Genomic DNA, 16777 nt, shown 5'->3' on the forward strand with positions numbered 1-16777 from the left:
CGGCCATGGGGATTGCAGCGGGTTCATTGCCAAAAGGGTCGGCAGGATCCGCGCCGGCGGGGGCCGGGCGAAACGGGGACCTTGTGCCCTGCACTGGCTGGCTCGCCGGCGCCTACCATGGCGGTGTCCCATACTCGGCAGAAGGGTGTGACCGATGTCCGGCTACCAGCCTCGAAATCTTCCTCCGGGCGGCGTTCCGCTCGAGTTGCCCTTCTACGGGGCTCCGCCGGTCGAATCCGTCACACGGTTCTGGAAGAAGTACGCAGTCTTCCACGGCAGGGCGAGCCGCAGTGAGTATTGGTGGTGGGTTCTCGCCTCAGCCATCGTCTCCGGGCTTATCAATGCCGCCAGCGCGACCGGGAACGGCAGAACCGGCGCCTCGGCGGCACTTGGCGGCGTGTGGTTCCTGGCGACCGTGGTGCCTTCGCTCGCTGTAGCCGCCCGGCGCCTGCACGACGCGAATCTGAGCGCCTTGTTCCTGCTTCTTGCCCTCCTTCCGGTGCTCGGCTGGGTCGCTCTCCTGGTGATGGTGCTTTTGCCCGCCCATCCCGCAGGTCAGCGCTTCGACCGACCGGCATACGTTTATCCGCCGTACCCGCAACAGCCATACCCGCCTCAGACCTGAGTGATTGATCCCTACATTCAGGGGATCGGCCAAAGGAGCCGAAATGAAGAGAATTTTCATCACCTATGGCACGTCCGAAGGACAGACCGCGAAGATCGCAGACGTCATTGCCGACGTGCTCCGTCATCTCGGCCACGAGGTGACGGTCCGTGAAGTGGCGGAAACAGGAAACAGGATGCCGGCCGGCTACGACGGCGCTGTGATAGGCGCCCCCGTCCATCTGGGCAAACATGACAAGCATGTGATCGATTTCGTGAACGGGAACCTGGACATCCTTCGGGGACTTGCCTCCGCCTTTTTCTCGGTCAGCCTTGCCGCCCATGGCGATCCGGCCGACGCGCAGCGTTACCTCGAACAGTTCGAAGATGAAACAGGATGGCGGCCGAATAGGGTCGGCGTTTTCGCCGGCGCCCTTCCCTACACGCACTACGGGATCATTAAGCGGTACGTGATGAAGGCGATTGCGGGCAGCAAGCCCGGCGATCTGGGGCGCGACATCTCTCGGGACTACGTATACACGGAGTGGGACGACGTGAGGAAATTCGCCGAAGACTTCGCGGCCGGACTCGCTGCAAGACCATTGGACTGAACGAGAGGCCCAAGAACCTTCTGGTGCAGGCGCAGATCAGTTCACTGTGCCTTCCGGGACGGCGCCTTCGGCCGGCGCTGGTGGCGGCGAACCAACCGATGCAATCTGAACCCGGGGGTATGCAAAACTGCCCGAAGGCGCCGCGGCCCCGAAATGGGCGGCGGGAAGAAGGCGGGCAGAAGCTGTTCAAACTCCAGCAGGAAGACGACTCAATACAGCTCAAGAATCGTTTCCAGGGCGCGCATGATTCCAGCGTCGTCGTGGGGATGGTCGGCGACTTGTACCGGCTCGACGACGCACTTGAAGGATCACGTTCCCGGGAATGAGCCCGATGCCGATGGCGACGAAGGCGAGATCCATGGCGACGAATAAGTGCGTGCAGTTTGATGCCGAAGCAACAGCCCATCCGCTCGCCCCAAGGTCACTGACGACGTTCGTGCAGTAGTTGTGGGGCTGAGGGCCGGCCTAGTCATAGTCGACGGCCCACCCGAACACAAAGAACAGCGAGGCGGCCTTGGCGGCCCAGGAACCGACCATTATGGCGTGAATCGTTGAACAGTGGGATTACCACCTTCTGACCAGCCGTCGAGCAAACCGATTGCGCTCCTGAAACCGCTCATGGCAATGACTGGAGCCATTTCGACGGCGATACGCGCACCTCAGCGGGACATGCCGCCTCAGGTGCGTAGACAGGGGTCCGGGCCCGGAACAAATCCGGACCCGGCTTGGTGCCTTTCCCCGGAGTGGGTGGTCAGTTGCCGGAGAGGTAGTAGCCAGCCACGTCGGCGATGAACTGGGTCGGGCCCGAGGACCGGTTGAAGAGCATGACTTTTCCATCGGCTCCTACCGGCACCACCACGAGGTTCGGAACGATTTGCCCCGCGCTGAAGTTCACGTTCGACGCGTTCGGGACGGCTGTTCCGGAGGGGTAGGCGGTGGCGAATCCGAAGGACGCCGGGTTGGCCACCGTCAGGTTGAAGACGACAGCGGAGACTTTCGCGGGGATCCCGTTCACCCCGGCGACCTGGAAGGATACGGTCGAATCGGTCCCGGCTGCAGCGGAGGTCCGGGTGTCCAGGAACCGGGCGGGGGCCATCGGCTGGAAGGAACCGGGAGTGTTCGGAGTGCCGGTCAGGTAGTAGCCGGAGACGTCGGCGAGCAATTGTGTGGCGCCCCCGGAACGGTTGTAGAGCGTGACTTTTCCGTCGGACCCGACCGGGACGGTGACCAGGTTGGGCACGATTTGCCCGGTGTTGAAGTTCACATTGGATGCGTTCGGGCGGGCGGTGCCGGAGGGGTATGCGGTGATGAATCCGAAGGAATCGGCCTGGGCGACGGTGAGGTTGAAGACGACGGCGGAAACGTTGGCCGGGACGCCGTTGACGCCACCGACCTGGAAGGACACGCTCGAATCGGCAGGGACTGCGGCGGCGGTCCTGGTGTCCAGGAACCGTGCGGGCGCGATGGGCTGGAACGCGCCCGGGTCGCTTGCCGTCCCTGCCAGGTAGTAACCGGACACGTCGGCGACCAGCTGGGTGGCGCCGGAGGAACGGTTGTAGAGGGTCACTTTTCCGTCGGACCCGACCGGTACGGCTACAAGGTTCGCCACGATCTGCCCGGTGTTGAAGTTCACATTGGACGCGTTCGGGCGGGCCGTGCCGGAGGGATAGGCGGTAATGAATCCGAAGGACTTGGCTTCAGCCACCGTGAGGTTGAATACGACGGCGGAGACATTGGCGGGTATGCCGTTCACGCCGGCAACCTGGAATGAAACGGTGGAGTCCGGGGCGACAGGCGAGGAACTCCGCGTATCTAGGAAGCGCGTGGGTGCGATCGGGATGAGGGCGCCAGCGGCCGCGGCAGTGCCGGTCGTTCCGCCGACCTTGATCACGAGATCGTCAATATACTCGTCGCCCATCTGCGTCAGATGCTCAGCTCCGAGCTGCACCGCTGAGACGCTGGTCGCGGTGGTGACGACCTGGTTGCTGGAAAAGACGGAGGTGCCGTCCAGCCACACTTCAACGGTGGAGGCGGCCCCGTTGGCGATGACATGCATGCCCACGTGCTTCCAGGCGCTCAGCGGTATCGAACCGGGGACCAGTTCGGTGTAGTTGAAGCCGGTGGATGATGTCACCCTGAGCCACAGCTGGCCGTTGCTGTTGTAACGGTAGATGTCCACGAACCTGGTGGTGTCGAAGAAGAACCGGAAGTAGGGGACATCGTTTCCGGCGACGCCGGCGGTGGTGATGTTGAACCAGGCGTCCGCGTAGACATCGTTGGAATTTGCCGGGAGCGTGGTCACGAGGTTGGCCAGCGAACCCGGGTCTGTCGTCACATGCAGGTGGGCCGAACAGGTTCCTGTGTGCGCTTGTGTGTTGTCGATGGTTGCCGTCCCGGTGGTTCCGGTGTTGACGGTAAACCCGGACAGCGTGCCGGATTCGAAGTTGTTGGCCACGACCGTTGTCCCGGGGTAGGAGTTCGTCGGTGCCGGGGTACCGGTTGAACAGGAGGTCGGCGGGGGTGCGGATGCCGCATGGGCTGGCGCGGAGACAAAGGTAAGCGCCATGACGGGCACGGCGAGCATATTGATCAAGCCCAACCTCAGCAGTCGTTTCACTGATCTGTCCTCCTGTTTCGGGGCCTAAAGGACGTCAAGCGTCGGCGTCCAGGCGGCCCGGGACCCGTCGGGGTGCCCGGATCAAGGACTCCGAACATGACATTGAGAAGCCATGGCACCATGACGGCGGTTACAGGCGCGTTACCGGCCGGCTATGTGGCGGGGAGACCGGCTGCAGTACGGTTTCAGGGGAGGCGGTTATAGACGTCCCGCCCGAAAGCGTGTTGGCCGACTGCTCCGGCGTAGCCGAGGCGGGGTAGGGAGAAGATGTCTTCGACGGACGCGAGCAGCCCGTACTGGTTGTACATGGTATCGGTGCTGGAGCCCGGATTGGTGAAGGGGGAAAGCACCAGCGCACCGACGAGGCCGCCGGCGGTGCCGCCTGGAAGGCCGGAAGGCCCGGTTTCGTTGCCGTCCGCTTCGTCGAAGGTGATGATGAGCGTGCCGTCCTTCAGGTACGCCGGGGAGTTGAGGATGGCCGGAACCTGTTCCTTCAGCCAGGCGTCGGCACTGACCAGTCCGCCCGGTTCTCCGTCGACGCAGGGGCTGTCGTGGCCGTCGTGGCAGAGGTCGGGACTGATGTAGGCAAGGTCCGGGGTTGTCGCGATGTTTTGCAGGTCCGTGGCGAGGTTGCTGTAGTCCACGACGTTGTTTTGGCAGTCCGGGGAGGAAGTGATGCTGCTGAAATAGACGAACGGGTTGTGGCGGGTTGCGTACTGGTCGTTGACTTTGGCGTTCTGCGCATCGTCCCGGGCTCCTGGTTCCGGGTGCCGGCAGGGGGTGCCCATGTCTTCCATGTATGCTTTCCAGGTTTTGCCCGCCGAGCTGAGCTGTCCGGCGACGGTCGGGACGGACGCGGGGTACAGGCAGCCCGTTCCGAGGACCTGTCCGGGGTCGGCGGTGCCTGTCTGGGTGAACGGGGCGTACGTGGTGCAGTCATTGCGTGTCATCGGGTTGGATCCCTGGCCGGAGATCTGGGCCAGGTAGTTGGGGTTGGAGTGGTGGGCGATCCCGTAGTAGCGGGTGAGCAGGACGCCCTGGTTGCGCAGCGTCCGGGAGAGGTAGGGTGCGGCCGAATCCGGACCCCAGGTCTTGGCGTAGCTTTCGTTTTCCAGATTGATCACGAAGACGTGCCCGATTTTGCCGGTCGCGGCCAGGGCTGTGGCGGCGGGCGTCGTGGCAGATTGCGGGGCAGGGATGGATGTGGTGGCGGAGGGCCGGGGGACCGGCCCGCCGCCGTCAGCCGGACCCTCGCACGCCGTGGCGAGGACAGCGAGGACGGCGGCGAGCACAGGTACCGCCCGCAAAGGCCCGGCACCGCGCGATCTTGTGGCGGACTTCATCGTTAATTTCATCAGATCCGGTTCCCTCCCGAGCCTTTCGGACACTGTGGCACACGGCGCTTGGCCGGGACATGGTGGCCGGCTTCGGGTTCCCTGTGAATCAGTGGACCCGTCTGCCGCTGCTGCGCCTCCTGGACTGCCGGGGCGCGGGGCGGCCCGGCAGGAAAGCGGCCCGGGCCTTGTTCCGGCCCGGATCTGCCAGCACACTGGGTGCCATGCACAAGGACGGACAACGCAGGGGAAAGGGCGTCGGGACTTCCCGTCGGGCGCACACAGCGATCGTGCTTGTCGCGGCGCTGGCCCTGATCCTGAGCGGATGCGGTGCCGGCGGGCCGACGGGTCCCGCGCCCTCCGTCGCACGCGGGACGGGCGCAGATACGCCGAGCAGCCAGGCGTCGTTGCGGGCACAACCGGACCCGCGGATGCCGGTGGGGGACCTGCCCGGATGGCGGCAGGTCTTCACCGAGGATTTCACTGCCGGGAACGTGCCGGTGGGGAGTTTCCCCGGTCCTCTGTACAGCGCGAAGTGGAGCGTCAACTATGGCGACGGGACCCCGGACACGGCCGGTCAGCGCGGCGGCGGCAAATCCGGGTACTATCCGTCCAAGGTGCTCAGCGTCAAAGACGGTGTCCTGGATATGTATCTGCACAGTGAGAACGGTGTCTCGATGGGGGCGGCGCCCGCTCCGAAGCTTCTGCCGACCAACGGCCGGCCCTATGACAGCATGTTGTACGGGCGGTATTCGGTCCGGTTCAGGTCCGAAGCGTTGCCCGGGTTCAAGACGGCGTGGCTGCTGTGGCCCGACAGCGGGGTGTGGCCGCGCGACGGGGAGATTGACTATCCGGAAGGCGATTTGTCCAAGACGTTCTACGGAGCCGTCCATCAGGCCGGGTCCGCCAACGATATCTCCCACGTCATCTCCTCGGGAACGGCATTCACTTCCTGGCATATCGCGACCACCGCATGGAGCCCGGGCAAGGTTGAGTTCTTCCTTGACGGCGTGTCGATCGGGGCCAGCACGGCCGGCATTCCCGCCGGGAGGATGCACTACATCCTGCAGACCGAATCGTGCCTGACAGGCTGCCCCGCGCCCGCCACGGCCGGGCATGTGCAGGTCGATTGGGTGGCAATCTGGGCGAAAGAGTAGACGCACCATCGGCCTGAGGTCTGCGGGGATGGCTTCACACAGGAGTACAGGCGGGGTCAGAGCCTGGATCGTCGCCGGCCCGTCCTTGACATGACGGCGGACGCCGGCCCCGTTCTCCGGAAGCGTCTTTCGGCCGCAGCAAGCGCCCCCAATGTCATCACAGCCAGGCAACAGACCGCAGCCGACGGGTACCAGAAACCGGTGAAGAGCATCGCCGTCGCGAGCAGGATCGCTACGGCAAGACTGAAGCTCACCGCTATCGCCACGGCCAAGGGGAGCACACCCTGCCTGGTTCCTTTCCGGATCCGGGTGGCTTTCAGGACGAGGATGAGCGCGGTTCCGGGACCCGCGAGCAAGAAGGGCCCGATGACGGCAAGGCGGAGGGCCTCCGGTCCGGCGAACGAGAGCGGGATCGCCGACAGTGCCGTTGCGGCGACCAGGGCGCTGACCATGCCGGCGTTGCTGTGCTCAGATGCCATTGGGTACTCCTGGCAGGTGGTAGATCACTCCGCCGGCATTGCGGAACTCCAAGGTCCAGCCGCCTTGGAGGGCACACCTGTCGACGAGGTGGTCCAAACCCTCGGCGGGTCCGGTATTGAGTATTTCCGCGGCGCGGATCTGGCTTGCGGTGACCATCAGGTAGGCGCCCGTGGACGGGACAAGTCCTGTAATCGATGCGCAGCCCGTCGGCGGGTCGCTTGGTTTGGCCGGTTCGGCCGGGAGGAGAGTCTCATAGCGGTACCCGGCGTAGCCGCTGAACCTCCATGCCGTGTCGTGGACTGCTTCGATCAGGACCGAACCGTGGGGAGCGGTCGCGTACAGCCGGCCGGCCAGGGCGATCTCGTCCGGGGTGAAAGTCTCGATGGCGTCATTGCCGTACCGCGTGGCGACGGTGCCGGTGGCGATGACGGACCCGAGCAGCAGCAGCGCGCCCATGCGGCGCGCGCCCGGCAGTTCGGGGCCGTGGGGAAGTAGTGGAAGGACGAGAAGGCAGGCGGCGAAGGGCAGGCCGAAAAGGTAGATGCGCAGCAGCAGCTCCCCGCCGTAGGACTGGAGCGGGAACATGACAAACGGCGCCGCGGTCCCCACGGCGGCAGCCAGCCACGGCCTGTGGGACCGCCTTCCTTGCAAGGCGCCCAATCCGGCGAGGAACCAGATGACGGCTGCCTCGACGAGGCGGGAGTACACGATGAACTGATGGGCCGGGCTGCCGCCCACCCTGTTGAGCAGCGAAGCAGAGGCTGCGGCATTGATATTGCCCACCGACCCGAAAAGGGTATGCAGGTGGCCGAGCAGGAAGGGCGTGGCTGCAAAGACCAGCCAGCAGACCGGAAAGAGAACGGCGAGGACCGGCAGAAACCGCAGGCGGCTGTTTCCGCTGAGGGCCAGCAGCACCAGGACAGGGATGGCCGCGAAAGGCGTGAGCTGGTGGGCGACGGTCATTCCTGCCAGCAGCACGACGCAGACCGCGGCGAGGGTGATGTTGGCGTTCCGCGACAGCTCCAGCTTCACCGTTGCCGTGCGGCCCCTTTCGACGCGGCGGACCAAGGCACGGATGCGCCTGGAGTACCTGCCGGCAGCTTGGCTTGGCCACCCGGGGAAGGCCGTCAGGACGCAGGCGAGCAGGGTCAGCATCAGCAGCAGGGCGCAGGCCTGGGGTGAGAGGTAATCCTGCCCCACCCAGCTTGCCAGATAGAACATCCACACGCCTGCCCAGGCCTGCCTGGGGCTGGATGTCAGCCGCAGGGCCAGCGCCAGCAAGGCGGGCAGGAGCAGGACATTCACGCCGACCGGCGCCCACGTGGCAGCCCACGTCAGGTCATGGACACCTGTGGCATCGGAAAGCATCGCCAGAAGACCGAAAAAGCCCGGCCAGTTGAAATAGGCATCTAGCTTCCGGTCCAGGCCCCCGGACTGCGAAATGTAATCGGTGATGCCCAGATGGCGGTAGCTGGCCTCCAGACGGGGCAAACCGTGAATGATCGGATCGGCTCCGTGCAGCACGATGATCAGGACGAGGAGCTGAACGACGAGAAGCCAGGGGCGAAGAACCTTCAGGCCCAGAGAACCGGTGAAACCGGCCAGGCTCAGGCCCAGGGCAACAAAGTAGGCGGCCGGCAGCACCTGGATCAGGCCGGCGCCGCCGATGTCCTGCACGTTCACGGTCTTCAGCGCCCACACACCCAGGATGAGCGCGGCCGCCGCCATTGTCGCGAGCATGACCGGGGCCCTGGGATTTCCCCGGTCCGCCAGGTGCCGCGCCGGTCGGGGCGCTGTCGGACCGGTCCCGCTGATCGCGGCAACGCCGGCGTCGGATCGGTCCACCCGGCGGGTGGAGGGCTTCCAGGGGCTTTGGACCGCCATCACTGCGCCGGCACTCCGTGCGTGCGCGGTCCGGCTGTCCGCTCATCATTGCGGCTGCCCGGAGCCGCAGGCACCCCGCGGGCAATGCGGTGAAGCCGGCCCGCCGCGATCAAGGCCGCGGCCAGTTGGGCCGCCAGCCAGAGCACGGAGATACCGGTGAGGCCAAACTGCTGTGCCATGGCCGGGGCCGGTGCGAGCGCGAGGAGGCACGCGGTGAGCGCGACGATCGAGGATTCGGCCAGTCGGCCGGTGGCGCGGCACACCCCGTAATAGACTTGGGTGACACACGTCAGCATCAAAGCCGGGACCAGGACCGGAAGAAGCACCCAGGTCGACGCGTAGCGCGGTCCCAGCAGCGGCAGCAGCAGCCACCCGCCCGCCATCAGCAGCACCCCGGCCAGGGCTGTGAGGAACAGGCTCATCCGCAGGCCCCTCAGGATCAGGCCCGGGCGCGGAAAAGGTATGCTGCCGGAGGTGCCCGCGGCGATGGCTGCCTGGAGAGAATAGCCCGCCGACTGGGGCACGAAGAAAACCGCCGAGGAAAGCATCCACACGACGTACCAGGCCGCGGCGGCCGAGGTGTTCAATGCCGCGGCCACGACCAGGGGAAGAACATAGCCGGGGGCACGGTCGGCGAGCATCAGAGCATACTGGCGCAGCCCCGGACCCAATACCTTCACCGCTTCGCGGCCGTTCAGCCGGGTCCAGTCCGGAGCAGCGCCGGAGCGACTGAGCTGGCGGACACCGAACACGACACTGGCCAAGGCGCCGACGGCCACCGGGGCAACCACAGCGGCCGGATCCCGGTAGCCGATGACCACGAACACTGCCAGGGTGCCGAGCTGGAACAGTGCCTGGACGAGGCTGCGGATCAAGGCCCGGTCGGAGCGGGCCTGGGCCACGGCGATGTGGTCAAGCTGATAGGCGGCCGCAGCCAGGAGCGCCGCGGCGAAAAACGAGGCTGCCAGAGCCGGATCCGTCCACGCCGTGCCGACGCCGGAACCCAGCAGGGACGTGACCAGGACCAGTGCGCCGGCACCGAGAAGCGACGAAAAGACCACCGCCGCCATGCTGGCCGGGATGAGGGCCTTCCCGCAGTCCTGCCGGGCCGGCAGCAGGTTCAGGGTTGCCGGTCCGATACCGAGCATGCCCAGCTGCACCGTCAGCAAGACAGCGGAGACCACGGCAGATGCGAGCCCCAGCCGGTCCGGAGACGTGGCAAGGGCAGCCACGGCCCAAAACAGCAGCCCGGCCGCCATCGGTGCAATCCGGGCTGCGGCCAGCCACATAGCGTTCCCGCCCAGGGAAAGCCCGTCCCCGGGACGTTTCAGCAAGGTGGCGCACATCGCGCGGTAGTTGTGAAAGGCGAAGCCGGCCCAGTACGGCAGGAACTTCGGGGCCGTGGCCAGGGAGATCACCATCCCGCGCGCGGTGGCCAGCAGGGGCAGGAAAGCCAGCCACCCTGCCCGGCGGGGATGCTTGCGCATGGTCCGTGCGAGGCCGGACCCGTCCTGGAGCCACTGGTCCTGGGCGTACGCGAAGCTGTCGGCAAAGCGGTGCCTGACAAAGGTCGTGGCCGAGACCCCGATCCGGTACCCGGCGTCCTCGAGCCGGATCCGGAGCTCGATGTCCTCCCCGGACCGGAAGCTTTCATCGAAACCGGCCTCGAGCAGCACGTGACGGCGCATGAGCGAAGCGCTGACCCCGAACCATGAGCGGACCCTGCTGTGGTTGTGGTGCCAGGCAAGGGCCGCTCCCCAGTAGCCCGGGCCGTCGGGCTCGCTGACGAGGCCGAACTGCAGACCGTCGAAACCGCCCGCGGTGAATTCGTCCTTCAGTTTTTCCAGCGCTCCGTCCGGCACGATGACATCGGCGTCAATGAGCGCTACAAGGTCGGCGTGTGCTGCCCTGGCGCCAAGCATGCGCGCCGCGGGCAGGCCGCGCCCTTCGTCGGAGATGACGACAGCTCCCAACGAACGGGCAATCTCGACGGTGGAGTCCCGGGAACATCCATCGACGACAATGACTTCGCGGGGATTCTGGGCGAGAACAGACCTCAGGCATCCGTCCAGCCAGTCCGCCGCGTTGCGTGCCGGGATCACGACCGAAATGTCCAGGACGCCGCCGGACCGGGCGTGCTTGCTCATGCCAGGCCGTCCACCAAGGACGTGACCGTGGCCGAGACATGATCGGAGGTCCGGTCGGCCGACCACGACGCGGGCAGGCGCAGCAGGTAGCACGGCACCTCGCCCAGGCCCCGGGCAATGACGGCTGTCTTTGCGGCGAAGTGTTCGCCAAGGGGTACCAGCCCCGTGGCGCCGAGCGCCTCGATGAGCCGCCGCGAGACCGTCGGCAGCTCCGAATGGAAGTTGCCTACGATCCTTGATGACATCCAGGCGTTTGAGCGTCGTTCCAGCCGGGCCTCCGAGTCGTCGTACCGTTCGAGGAAGACCGCCAGACGGAGAGATGCCGCCTGCGCGATCTTGTCCGTTCCGAACACCTCGGCAGGATGGACCATCCGGTGTTCGGGGGACCATCGGCGGGTGAACGCGGCGGTCCGTGGATATCTGACGATCACCGGATGGACTGCGGTGGCCAGGTTGCTCACGGTCGAGGTCAACCAGCCCGGTGCCAGGGGTTTGCGGACCCCTTGGAACAGCTCCGGATAGATCGGCCGGTGGTGGGGTTTGATGAACATCGGTTTCGCGTAAGACAGCAGATTGCCCCGCCCGGTCAGGAACGCCCAATCATCGGCCAAGAAACCGACCCCTGGCATCGCCATCAGTTTTGCCACCGTGCTGGTCTTCCCGACGCCGCCCCATGCCGGGAGCAGGACACCGGAGCCCCTGAAGTCGACCATGGCAGCGTGGACCATCGCTGTGTCCTGCCGGATGCACAGGTGGTCCAGCAACGGCACGACCGCCGTCAACAGTTCTCCGGGCCCTTCGACGGCGAATCCGCGGTCGGTCCGTACTATCCGTACCCGGTCCTCCGGGAGGAACAAGGAATCGTCCGTGTACCGGTAGGCATCCTCGGCGCGGGATTGGGCAGGGACCCTGGTGATGGCGCCGCCCACCTCCAGCTGGACCGCCGAGGCAGAAGGCCCGAGGAAGGGCCCGAGCATATCGCGCAGCTGCGCCTCGCCCGGCGTGTCCGGGGCGACAGTGACCGCAACGCGTCCGTGGATATCAAACACGGCTGCCGGTGAGAGAACGATCTGCGGGCTAGTCATTGCTGCCGGCCTCCGCTGTGTCGGTCCTGATGCGCCTGTAGAGAAAAACACTTCCGGACGGCCGCCGCGGGGACGACAGCCGCCAGAGGCTGTGCAGATAACCGACGGCCGTAACAGCGAGGACCACCGTCACGACACCGGCCCGTGCGATGCCAGCCGGCCCCTCGCCCTGCGCGCTTGAACGGAGTCCCCGGAGGACTGCGCGGGGCAGAACACGCCGGACGTACCGGCGTTCCGGTCCAAGGATCTCCGAACGGCGCAAAAGCCGGGTGACCTGGGCTTTCGACACACCCTCGGACCATGCCCGCGCCACGATGTAGCGCAGGGTGCCACGGCTGGCGGGGACGTGATGCAGCACCACGGCCTCCGGTTCGTAGACCACCCTGGTGCCGGGGGCGTTGATTGAGGCCCGGATGCACATCTCGGTCTCCTCGCAGCCCAGCGGACGTGCCCCCTGCCGGCCCAGGGAGGCATTGAAACCTCCGACCTGGTCAAACACCTCGCGGCGGAAGGACATGTTCGCGCCGATGACGTTGCGGACCTGCGTCGCGACCCGCGGCAGTCCTTTGTAGGTGCACCCCACGATCCAGTCAAGTTCTTCCGGGAAGTGCGCCGGCCTGCCGGACTCCCACACGGGTTCAACCCGTCCGCCGATGGCCAGCACATCCGGATCGTCATAAAAGGGAACGAGCCTGGCCAGCCAATCCGGGGTTGCTTCCGCATCATCGTCCAAGAACGCGACAATCTCGCCGGTGGCCGCCTGCACCCCGGTGTTCCGGGCACCGGAAAGACCGGGCGGCCCGGAATTCTCGACTACCTCGATCCCGGTCACGGCCTCTGCCAGACGAAGGTACAGGCCCCTGTTGTGGTCAACGACGACAACGACCTGCTCCGGTGGTCGCGACTGCGCCAGTACCGAGCCGATCCCGCGCAGCAAAAGCTCCCACCGGGCCTCGGTGAAGCAGCAGATCACGATGCTGACGCCGGGTCCTTCCGTGCTTGCGTGTATCTCAGTCATCGCCGACCACCGCCAGGACCGTCTTCGGATCCGTCGGGATATGCGGAAGCCTCAGATCCGGGTAGCGGTATTTCACCCGCCGAAGGGCTTCCGGCCGCGCCCCGGCCGTGGGAGCGTCCCATCCGAGGCACTCACGGGTCAGCGTGCGCAGAACCCGCCATCCATCGTGGAAGGTCTGAAGATTGGAATTGCCGGAGATGCGCGTCAGCTCATGGCTCGGTACCTCGGCGATCCGCAGGCCGGCCTGGGCCGATCGGGAAATCAGCTCCGTCTCGATTTCGAACCCGTCGGACTGGAGCTCGAGAATGTCCAGGCACTCCTTGCGGAACGCAATGTAGCCATAGCAAAGGTCCGAGAAATTGCAGTGCAAGGCCCTGTTCGCGAGCCTCGTGAGTGCCCGGTTGCCCAGGTTCCGCAAGCGGGTCAGGTCATCCGATCCGCCGCCGGTGACATAGCGGGAGCCTTTGACGAAGTCGTAGTCGTGCTGCAGGGGTGAGACGAACCACCCGATTTCCCTCGGGTCCATGCTTCCGTCCGCGTCCAGCATGACGATGATGTCCCCGGTTGCCGCGGCGAAACCGGCCCGCATGGCGGCTCCTTTGCCGGCCTGCAACTCGTTCACCACGACGACGTCGAAACGCAGTGCGCGGGCGACGTCGATGGTCATGTCCTCGGACCGGCCGTCGACGACAATCACTTCGTCGACGTACGAAGGCATCCGCCTCAGAACCCACGGAAGATTCAGCGCCTCATTCAACGTAGGGATCACCACACTGATGGAGGCTGCCGGGAACGAGGCCTGCGCGGCCGCAGATGCCGGCTTCCGCTCAGCAGCCCGTTCCAGATGTTCGATGGACAAACAACCCACCCCCATCCATCGGCGTAAATGAATACCGGCAACCAGGTGACACGTGTGGCGCTTCCGGGCCGGGCCGGCGTCGGGAAGGCGCGTCTGCGTAGCTCATGACCGAACCTCAATCTCACTGAGGGCTGCTGCACCAGGACAGGTGCGGTAGGCACGAGCTTGAAACCGCGCCCGTTACAGCCCTGTTACAGAAATTGCCTTAAGCGCCGGGCTGCAGTCTGGCACGGACGGTACGGAAACCGGGTGATTCACGCATCCCGAATGCAAGTATCGGATGGGCGTGTCAGTAAATTAGGTTGCCTAAGACAAGTATCGAGTACTCGCGTCCTGCGAGGCCCGCCGGCCATAGTGTCTGAGCATCGACCGGAAGCGCGCCCGGCGGACCCACACGACTAGCTCTGCATAGCTGGCGGCTGCAGAAGCTATCCGACGTACACGGGGGTACAAGACGTGGCTACAAGGCAAGAGCCCGAATGGTCGTTGAGCCTGCTCAACGGGTGGACCCTGACCAGGGCCGGCAAACGGCAAAAGGTTGCTCATCGCCAGCAACGCCTGATCACCGCGCTTGCACTTCTCGGAGAGCGGCCGCGCAGTTTTTTGGCCGGCCTCTTGTGGCCGGAATCCTCCGAGGCCCAGGCTTCCGTCGGCCTGCGGGTGAGTATCTGGCACGTCAGCCATGAACTGCCAGGACTGCTCGATCAGGAGGAAACCGGCGACGATTCCGTCCGGCTCAGCCCGGAGGTGCGCATCGACATCGCCGACCTCGAGCGCGAGCTGCGCATCCCGGCGTCGGACCGGCCGGATGTGTATCTCCGCTGGGAACGATTACGGAAGGCGGAGCTGCTTCCCGGATGGTACGAAGACTGGATCCTCGCCGAGCAGGATCGTTTCCGCACCATGCGGACCGCGGCCCTCGATTCGCTTGCCGAGTACCACCTACGTCAAGGAAACGCCGAGGGGACAAAAGCCGCTACTGCCCTGGCAATCGCCCTGGAGCCGTTCCGGGAATCGTCGCACCGCCTGCTCATCCAGGCGCACCTAGCCACCGGAGACCTGGTATCCGCACTCGACATCTACCGGGGGTTCACGGTGGGATTGCGACGCGAATTCGGCGTGGACCCGTCCCCGTCGCTCGCCAGGCTGATCCACCACGCGGTAGGCGCCAGCGGACGTCAGCATCCGTTCGGTGGCCTGCCGTTCAGCCAGATGTATTCCGACGGCCACACCCTGGCGACCGACCGGAGGCTGATGGAGTGAACCCCCGCATCATCGGCGGCGCCCCACCCACAGTCCATGAAGCAAAGCAACCGCCGATGCTGCCATCAGCACATTGCCAAACACTGTGTCGTCCGCCCGCACGATGGCACCGGAGATGAGCAAGGCACCAAAAATCACCAGCGACGCCAATTGGCGGGTCACGCGAGTGAGCCGGGACACCTGCTGCTCGAGTCGCGGGTTGGCCACGGAAATCGGACCTTCCTCGATGCGGGCGAGTAGCCCGTCGACGCGTTTGGGCAGATTCAAGGCGATACCAGCGGCGTCGAACGCTTGCTGAGCCACCTCTTGCACGATGTTCCCGCGCTCGTCCCGCATCAGCTGTGCTGCGTACGGCTCGACAGAATCCCACAAATTGAACCGGTCGTCCAATGAACTGCACACGCCCGACGTCAGCGACATCGCCCGGATGATGAGGAGGAAGTTCTCCGGCAATTGGAACGGCAACGAACGAATCACATCGCCGAATTCCACTGCGAAATCACGGAACTCTTTCGGATCCACTTCGCGCAGCTCGGCAAAACCCATGCCACCGAACCTGGCGAAAAGGTTGGTCATCGCCCGCTCAAGCCCGGCCGAGTCAGTCGACGGCACGAGCACACCCAAGTCCTTGATCGCCGCCACCAGACCCTTGCCGTCACGCGACGCGGCTGCAATCAGCAGCTTCCGCAGGCCGCTGCGCGTCTTGGGTGGAACTTCGCCCATCATGCCGAAGTCAATGAATGTCAGCTTCCACGGATGCTCGGCGGATGAATCTTCAACCGGAGTGATGAAGATATTGCCAGGGTGCGGATCGGCGTGGAAAAAGCCATTCGTGAATAACTGGTCGAACATGACGGAAGCGAAAACCGGAGCGACCCGTACGGGGTCGATGCCCGCTGCGCGAAGCGCCTCCGAGTCAGTGATCTTGATCGCCGTGACATCTTCCAAGGTGAGCGCCCGGCGGGTGGTCCGCTCCCAAACGACGCGGGGCGCAGCTACCCTGCGGTCATCGGCGAAGTCAGCGGCAAAGCGCTCAGCATTGGCCGCCTCATTCATATAGTCGATCTCTTCCAGGCTCGTCTGCGAAAACTCCTTGATCAAGGCGGGAACGTCGGCACGATTGGCGACGAGGCGGATACGGCTGAGCCAGCCGCCCACCTTGCGCAGCGCAGCCAGGTCGACGGCGACGATCGCGTCGATTCCCGGGCGTTGCACCTTTAAGACGCCGCTGTCGAGCCCGGTGTCAGCTGCGTCGTCAGGGCGCAGTTGTGCGCGGTGCGCCTGGCCGAGGGACGCGGCCGCAATGGGTGTCTCCTCGACCGCTACGAACGCCGCATTAAGCGGTACCCCCAGCTCCGCCTCCGCCAAGGCCCGGATTTCCGGGAAGGGGACGGGTGGTACTTCGTCCTGCAGCCCTTCCAGCTCCGAGGTTATTTCGGGGGGAAGTACGTCGAGCCTGGATGACATGAACTGGCCGACTTTGATCATCAGGCCGCCAAGTTCAACCGCGAGTTGATGGAAGCGCTGTGCGAAGCGCCGCATTCTCCTGGTACGGGTGCGTTCGGCAATCCGGCCCAGCCCAATTCGCGGCAGGAACAGCTCGAACCACCAGGTCACGGCCAGATGCCACGCTGCGAAACGCAGGATTCGTCGGTAACGGGCACGCGAATTCCCGGCGCCGGGCACCGGGTCTGCCCGGTCGCGTCGAACCGACGTCAC

Annotated in this window: 14 protein-coding genes; 5 read left to right on the forward strand and 9 right to left on the reverse strand. The window is 65.3% G+C overall.

Features of this window, described 5'->3' with window-relative positions; translation table 11 throughout:
• Window positions 1-154: 154 nt before the first annotated feature.
• The 3 genes from ABCW42_RS09315 to ABCW42_RS09325 are packed head-to-tail and all read left to right on the forward strand — an operon-like array spanning window position 155 to window position 1540.
• Entirely contained in the window at window positions 155-625 is a 471-nt protein-coding gene (locus tag ABCW42_RS09315; RefSeq protein ID WP_423184565.1) for a DUF805 domain-containing protein, read from the forward strand.
• Window positions 626-668: 43 nt separating this feature from the next.
• Entirely contained in the window at window positions 669-1214 is a 546-nt protein-coding gene (locus tag ABCW42_RS09320) for a flavodoxin domain-containing protein (protein ID WP_423184566.1), read from the forward strand.
• A gap of 23 nt (window positions 1215-1237) precedes the next feature.
• Window positions 1238-1540, forward strand: a complete 303-nt coding sequence (locus ABCW42_RS09325; RefSeq protein WP_423184567.1) for a hypothetical protein — start codon at window positions 1238-1240, stop codon at window positions 1538-1540.
• A 425-nt stretch (window positions 1541-1965) separates the two neighbouring features.
• Here the strand turns inward: ABCW42_RS09325 and ABCW42_RS09330 are convergent, their stop codons facing one another.
• Window positions 1966-3831, reverse strand: a complete 1866-nt coding sequence (locus ABCW42_RS09330; RefSeq protein ID WP_423184568.1) for a hypothetical protein — start codon at window positions 3829-3831, stop codon at window positions 1966-1968.
• A 185-nt stretch (window positions 3832-4016) separates the two neighbouring features.
• Window positions 4017-5186 (reverse strand): alkaline phosphatase family protein, encoded by a 1170-nt coding sequence (locus ABCW42_RS09335; protein WP_423184569.1) that lies wholly within the window; start codon window positions 5184-5186, stop codon window positions 4017-4019.
• 203 nt (window positions 5187-5389) lie between these two features.
• Between ABCW42_RS09335 and ABCW42_RS09340 the strand changes: the two genes are divergently transcribed.
• A complete protein-coding gene (locus ABCW42_RS09340) occupies window positions 5390-6322 on the forward strand; it encodes a glycoside hydrolase family 16 protein (protein ID WP_423184570.1) in 933 nt (310 codons plus the stop codon).
• A 56-nt stretch (window positions 6323-6378) separates the two neighbouring features.
• Here ABCW42_RS09340 and ABCW42_RS09345 read toward each other — a convergent pair whose 3' ends face one another.
• The 6 genes from ABCW42_RS09345 to ABCW42_RS09370 are packed head-to-tail and all read right to left on the reverse strand — an operon-like array spanning window position 6379 to window position 13795.
• Window positions 6379-6801, reverse strand: a complete 423-nt coding sequence (locus tag ABCW42_RS09345; RefSeq protein ID WP_423184571.1) for a hypothetical protein — start codon at window positions 6799-6801, stop codon at window positions 6379-6381.
• Window positions 6791-8686, reverse strand: coding sequence for a hypothetical protein (locus ABCW42_RS09350; RefSeq protein ID WP_423184845.1), 1896 nt, complete (start codon window positions 8684-8686; stop codon window positions 6791-6793). Before ABCW42_RS09350 ends, ABCW42_RS09345 begins: the two co-directional genes overlap by 11 nt.
• Window positions 8686-10833, reverse strand: a complete 2148-nt coding sequence (locus ABCW42_RS09355; RefSeq protein WP_423184572.1) for a glycosyltransferase — start codon at window positions 10831-10833, stop codon at window positions 8686-8688. Before ABCW42_RS09355 ends, ABCW42_RS09350 begins: the two co-directional genes overlap by 1 nt.
• Window positions 10830-11918, reverse strand: coding sequence for a hypothetical protein (locus ABCW42_RS09360; protein WP_423184573.1), 1089 nt, complete (start codon window positions 11916-11918; stop codon window positions 10830-10832). The genes ABCW42_RS09355 and ABCW42_RS09360 overlap by 4 nt, the downstream gene beginning before the upstream one ends.
• A complete protein-coding gene (locus ABCW42_RS09365; protein WP_423184574.1) occupies window positions 11911-12936 on the reverse strand; it encodes a glycosyltransferase family 2 protein in 1026 nt (341 codons plus the stop codon). The genes ABCW42_RS09360 and ABCW42_RS09365 overlap by 8 nt, the downstream gene beginning before the upstream one ends.
• Window positions 12929-13795: a glycosyltransferase family 2 protein gene (locus tag ABCW42_RS09370; RefSeq protein WP_423184575.1), complete on the reverse strand. Its 867-nt coding sequence runs from the start codon at window positions 13793-13795 to the stop codon at window positions 12929-12931. Before ABCW42_RS09370 ends, ABCW42_RS09365 begins: the two co-directional genes overlap by 8 nt.
• 456 nt (window positions 13796-14251) lie before the next feature.
• On the opposite strand from ABCW42_RS09370, the gene ABCW42_RS09375 reads away from it, so the two are divergent.
• A complete protein-coding gene (locus ABCW42_RS09375) occupies window positions 14252-15058 on the forward strand; it encodes an AfsR/SARP family transcriptional regulator (protein ID WP_423184576.1) in 807 nt (268 codons plus the stop codon).
• A 9-nt stretch (window positions 15059-15067) separates the two neighbouring features.
• On the opposite strand, the gene ABCW42_RS09380 is transcribed toward ABCW42_RS09375, so the two are convergent.
• A complete protein-coding gene (locus tag ABCW42_RS09380) occupies window positions 15068-16777 on the reverse strand; it encodes an ABC1 kinase family protein (protein ID WP_423184577.1) in 1710 nt (569 codons plus the stop codon).

The organism is Arthrobacter sp. NyZ413, from assembly GCF_049390645.1.
In the GTDB taxonomy this organism is placed as follows: Bacteria; Actinomycetota; Actinomycetes; order Actinomycetales; family Micrococcaceae; genus Arthrobacter.

Bases quoted from the DNA above. Each gene is read 5' to 3' on its own strand.
- ABCW42_RS09315 (WP_423184565.1), top strand. From the start codon at position 155: ATGTCCGGCTACCAGCCTCGAAATCTTCCTCCGGGCGGCGTTCCGCTC.
- ABCW42_RS09320 (WP_423184566.1), top strand. From the start codon at position 669: ATGAAGAGAATTTTCATCACCTATGGCACGTCCGAAGGACAGACCGCG.
- ABCW42_RS09335 (WP_423184569.1), bottom strand. From the start codon at position 5,186: ATGAAATTAACGATGAAGTCCGCCACAAGATCGCGCGGTGCCGGGCCT.
- ABCW42_RS09340 (WP_423184570.1), top strand. From the start codon at position 5,390: ATGCACAAGGACGGACAACGCAGGGGAAAGGGCGTCGGGACTTCCCGT.
- ABCW42_RS09345 (WP_423184571.1), bottom strand. From the start codon at position 6,801: ATGGCATCTGAGCACAGCAACGCCGGCATGGTCAGCGCCCTGGTCGCC.
- ABCW42_RS09350 (WP_423184845.1), bottom strand. From the start codon at position 8,686: ATGGCGGTCCAAAGCCCCTGGAAGCCCTCCACCCGCCGGGTGGACCGA.
- ABCW42_RS09355 (WP_423184572.1), bottom strand. From the start codon at position 10,833: ATGAGCAAGCACGCCCGGTCCGGCGGCGTCCTGGACATTTCGGTCGTG.
- ABCW42_RS09360 (WP_423184573.1), bottom strand. From the start codon at position 11,918: ATGACTAGCCCGCAGATCGTTCTCTCACCGGCAGCCGTGTTTGATATC.
- ABCW42_RS09365 (WP_423184574.1), bottom strand. From the start codon at position 12,936: ATGACTGAGATACACGCAAGCACGGAAGGACCCGGCGTCAGCATCGTG.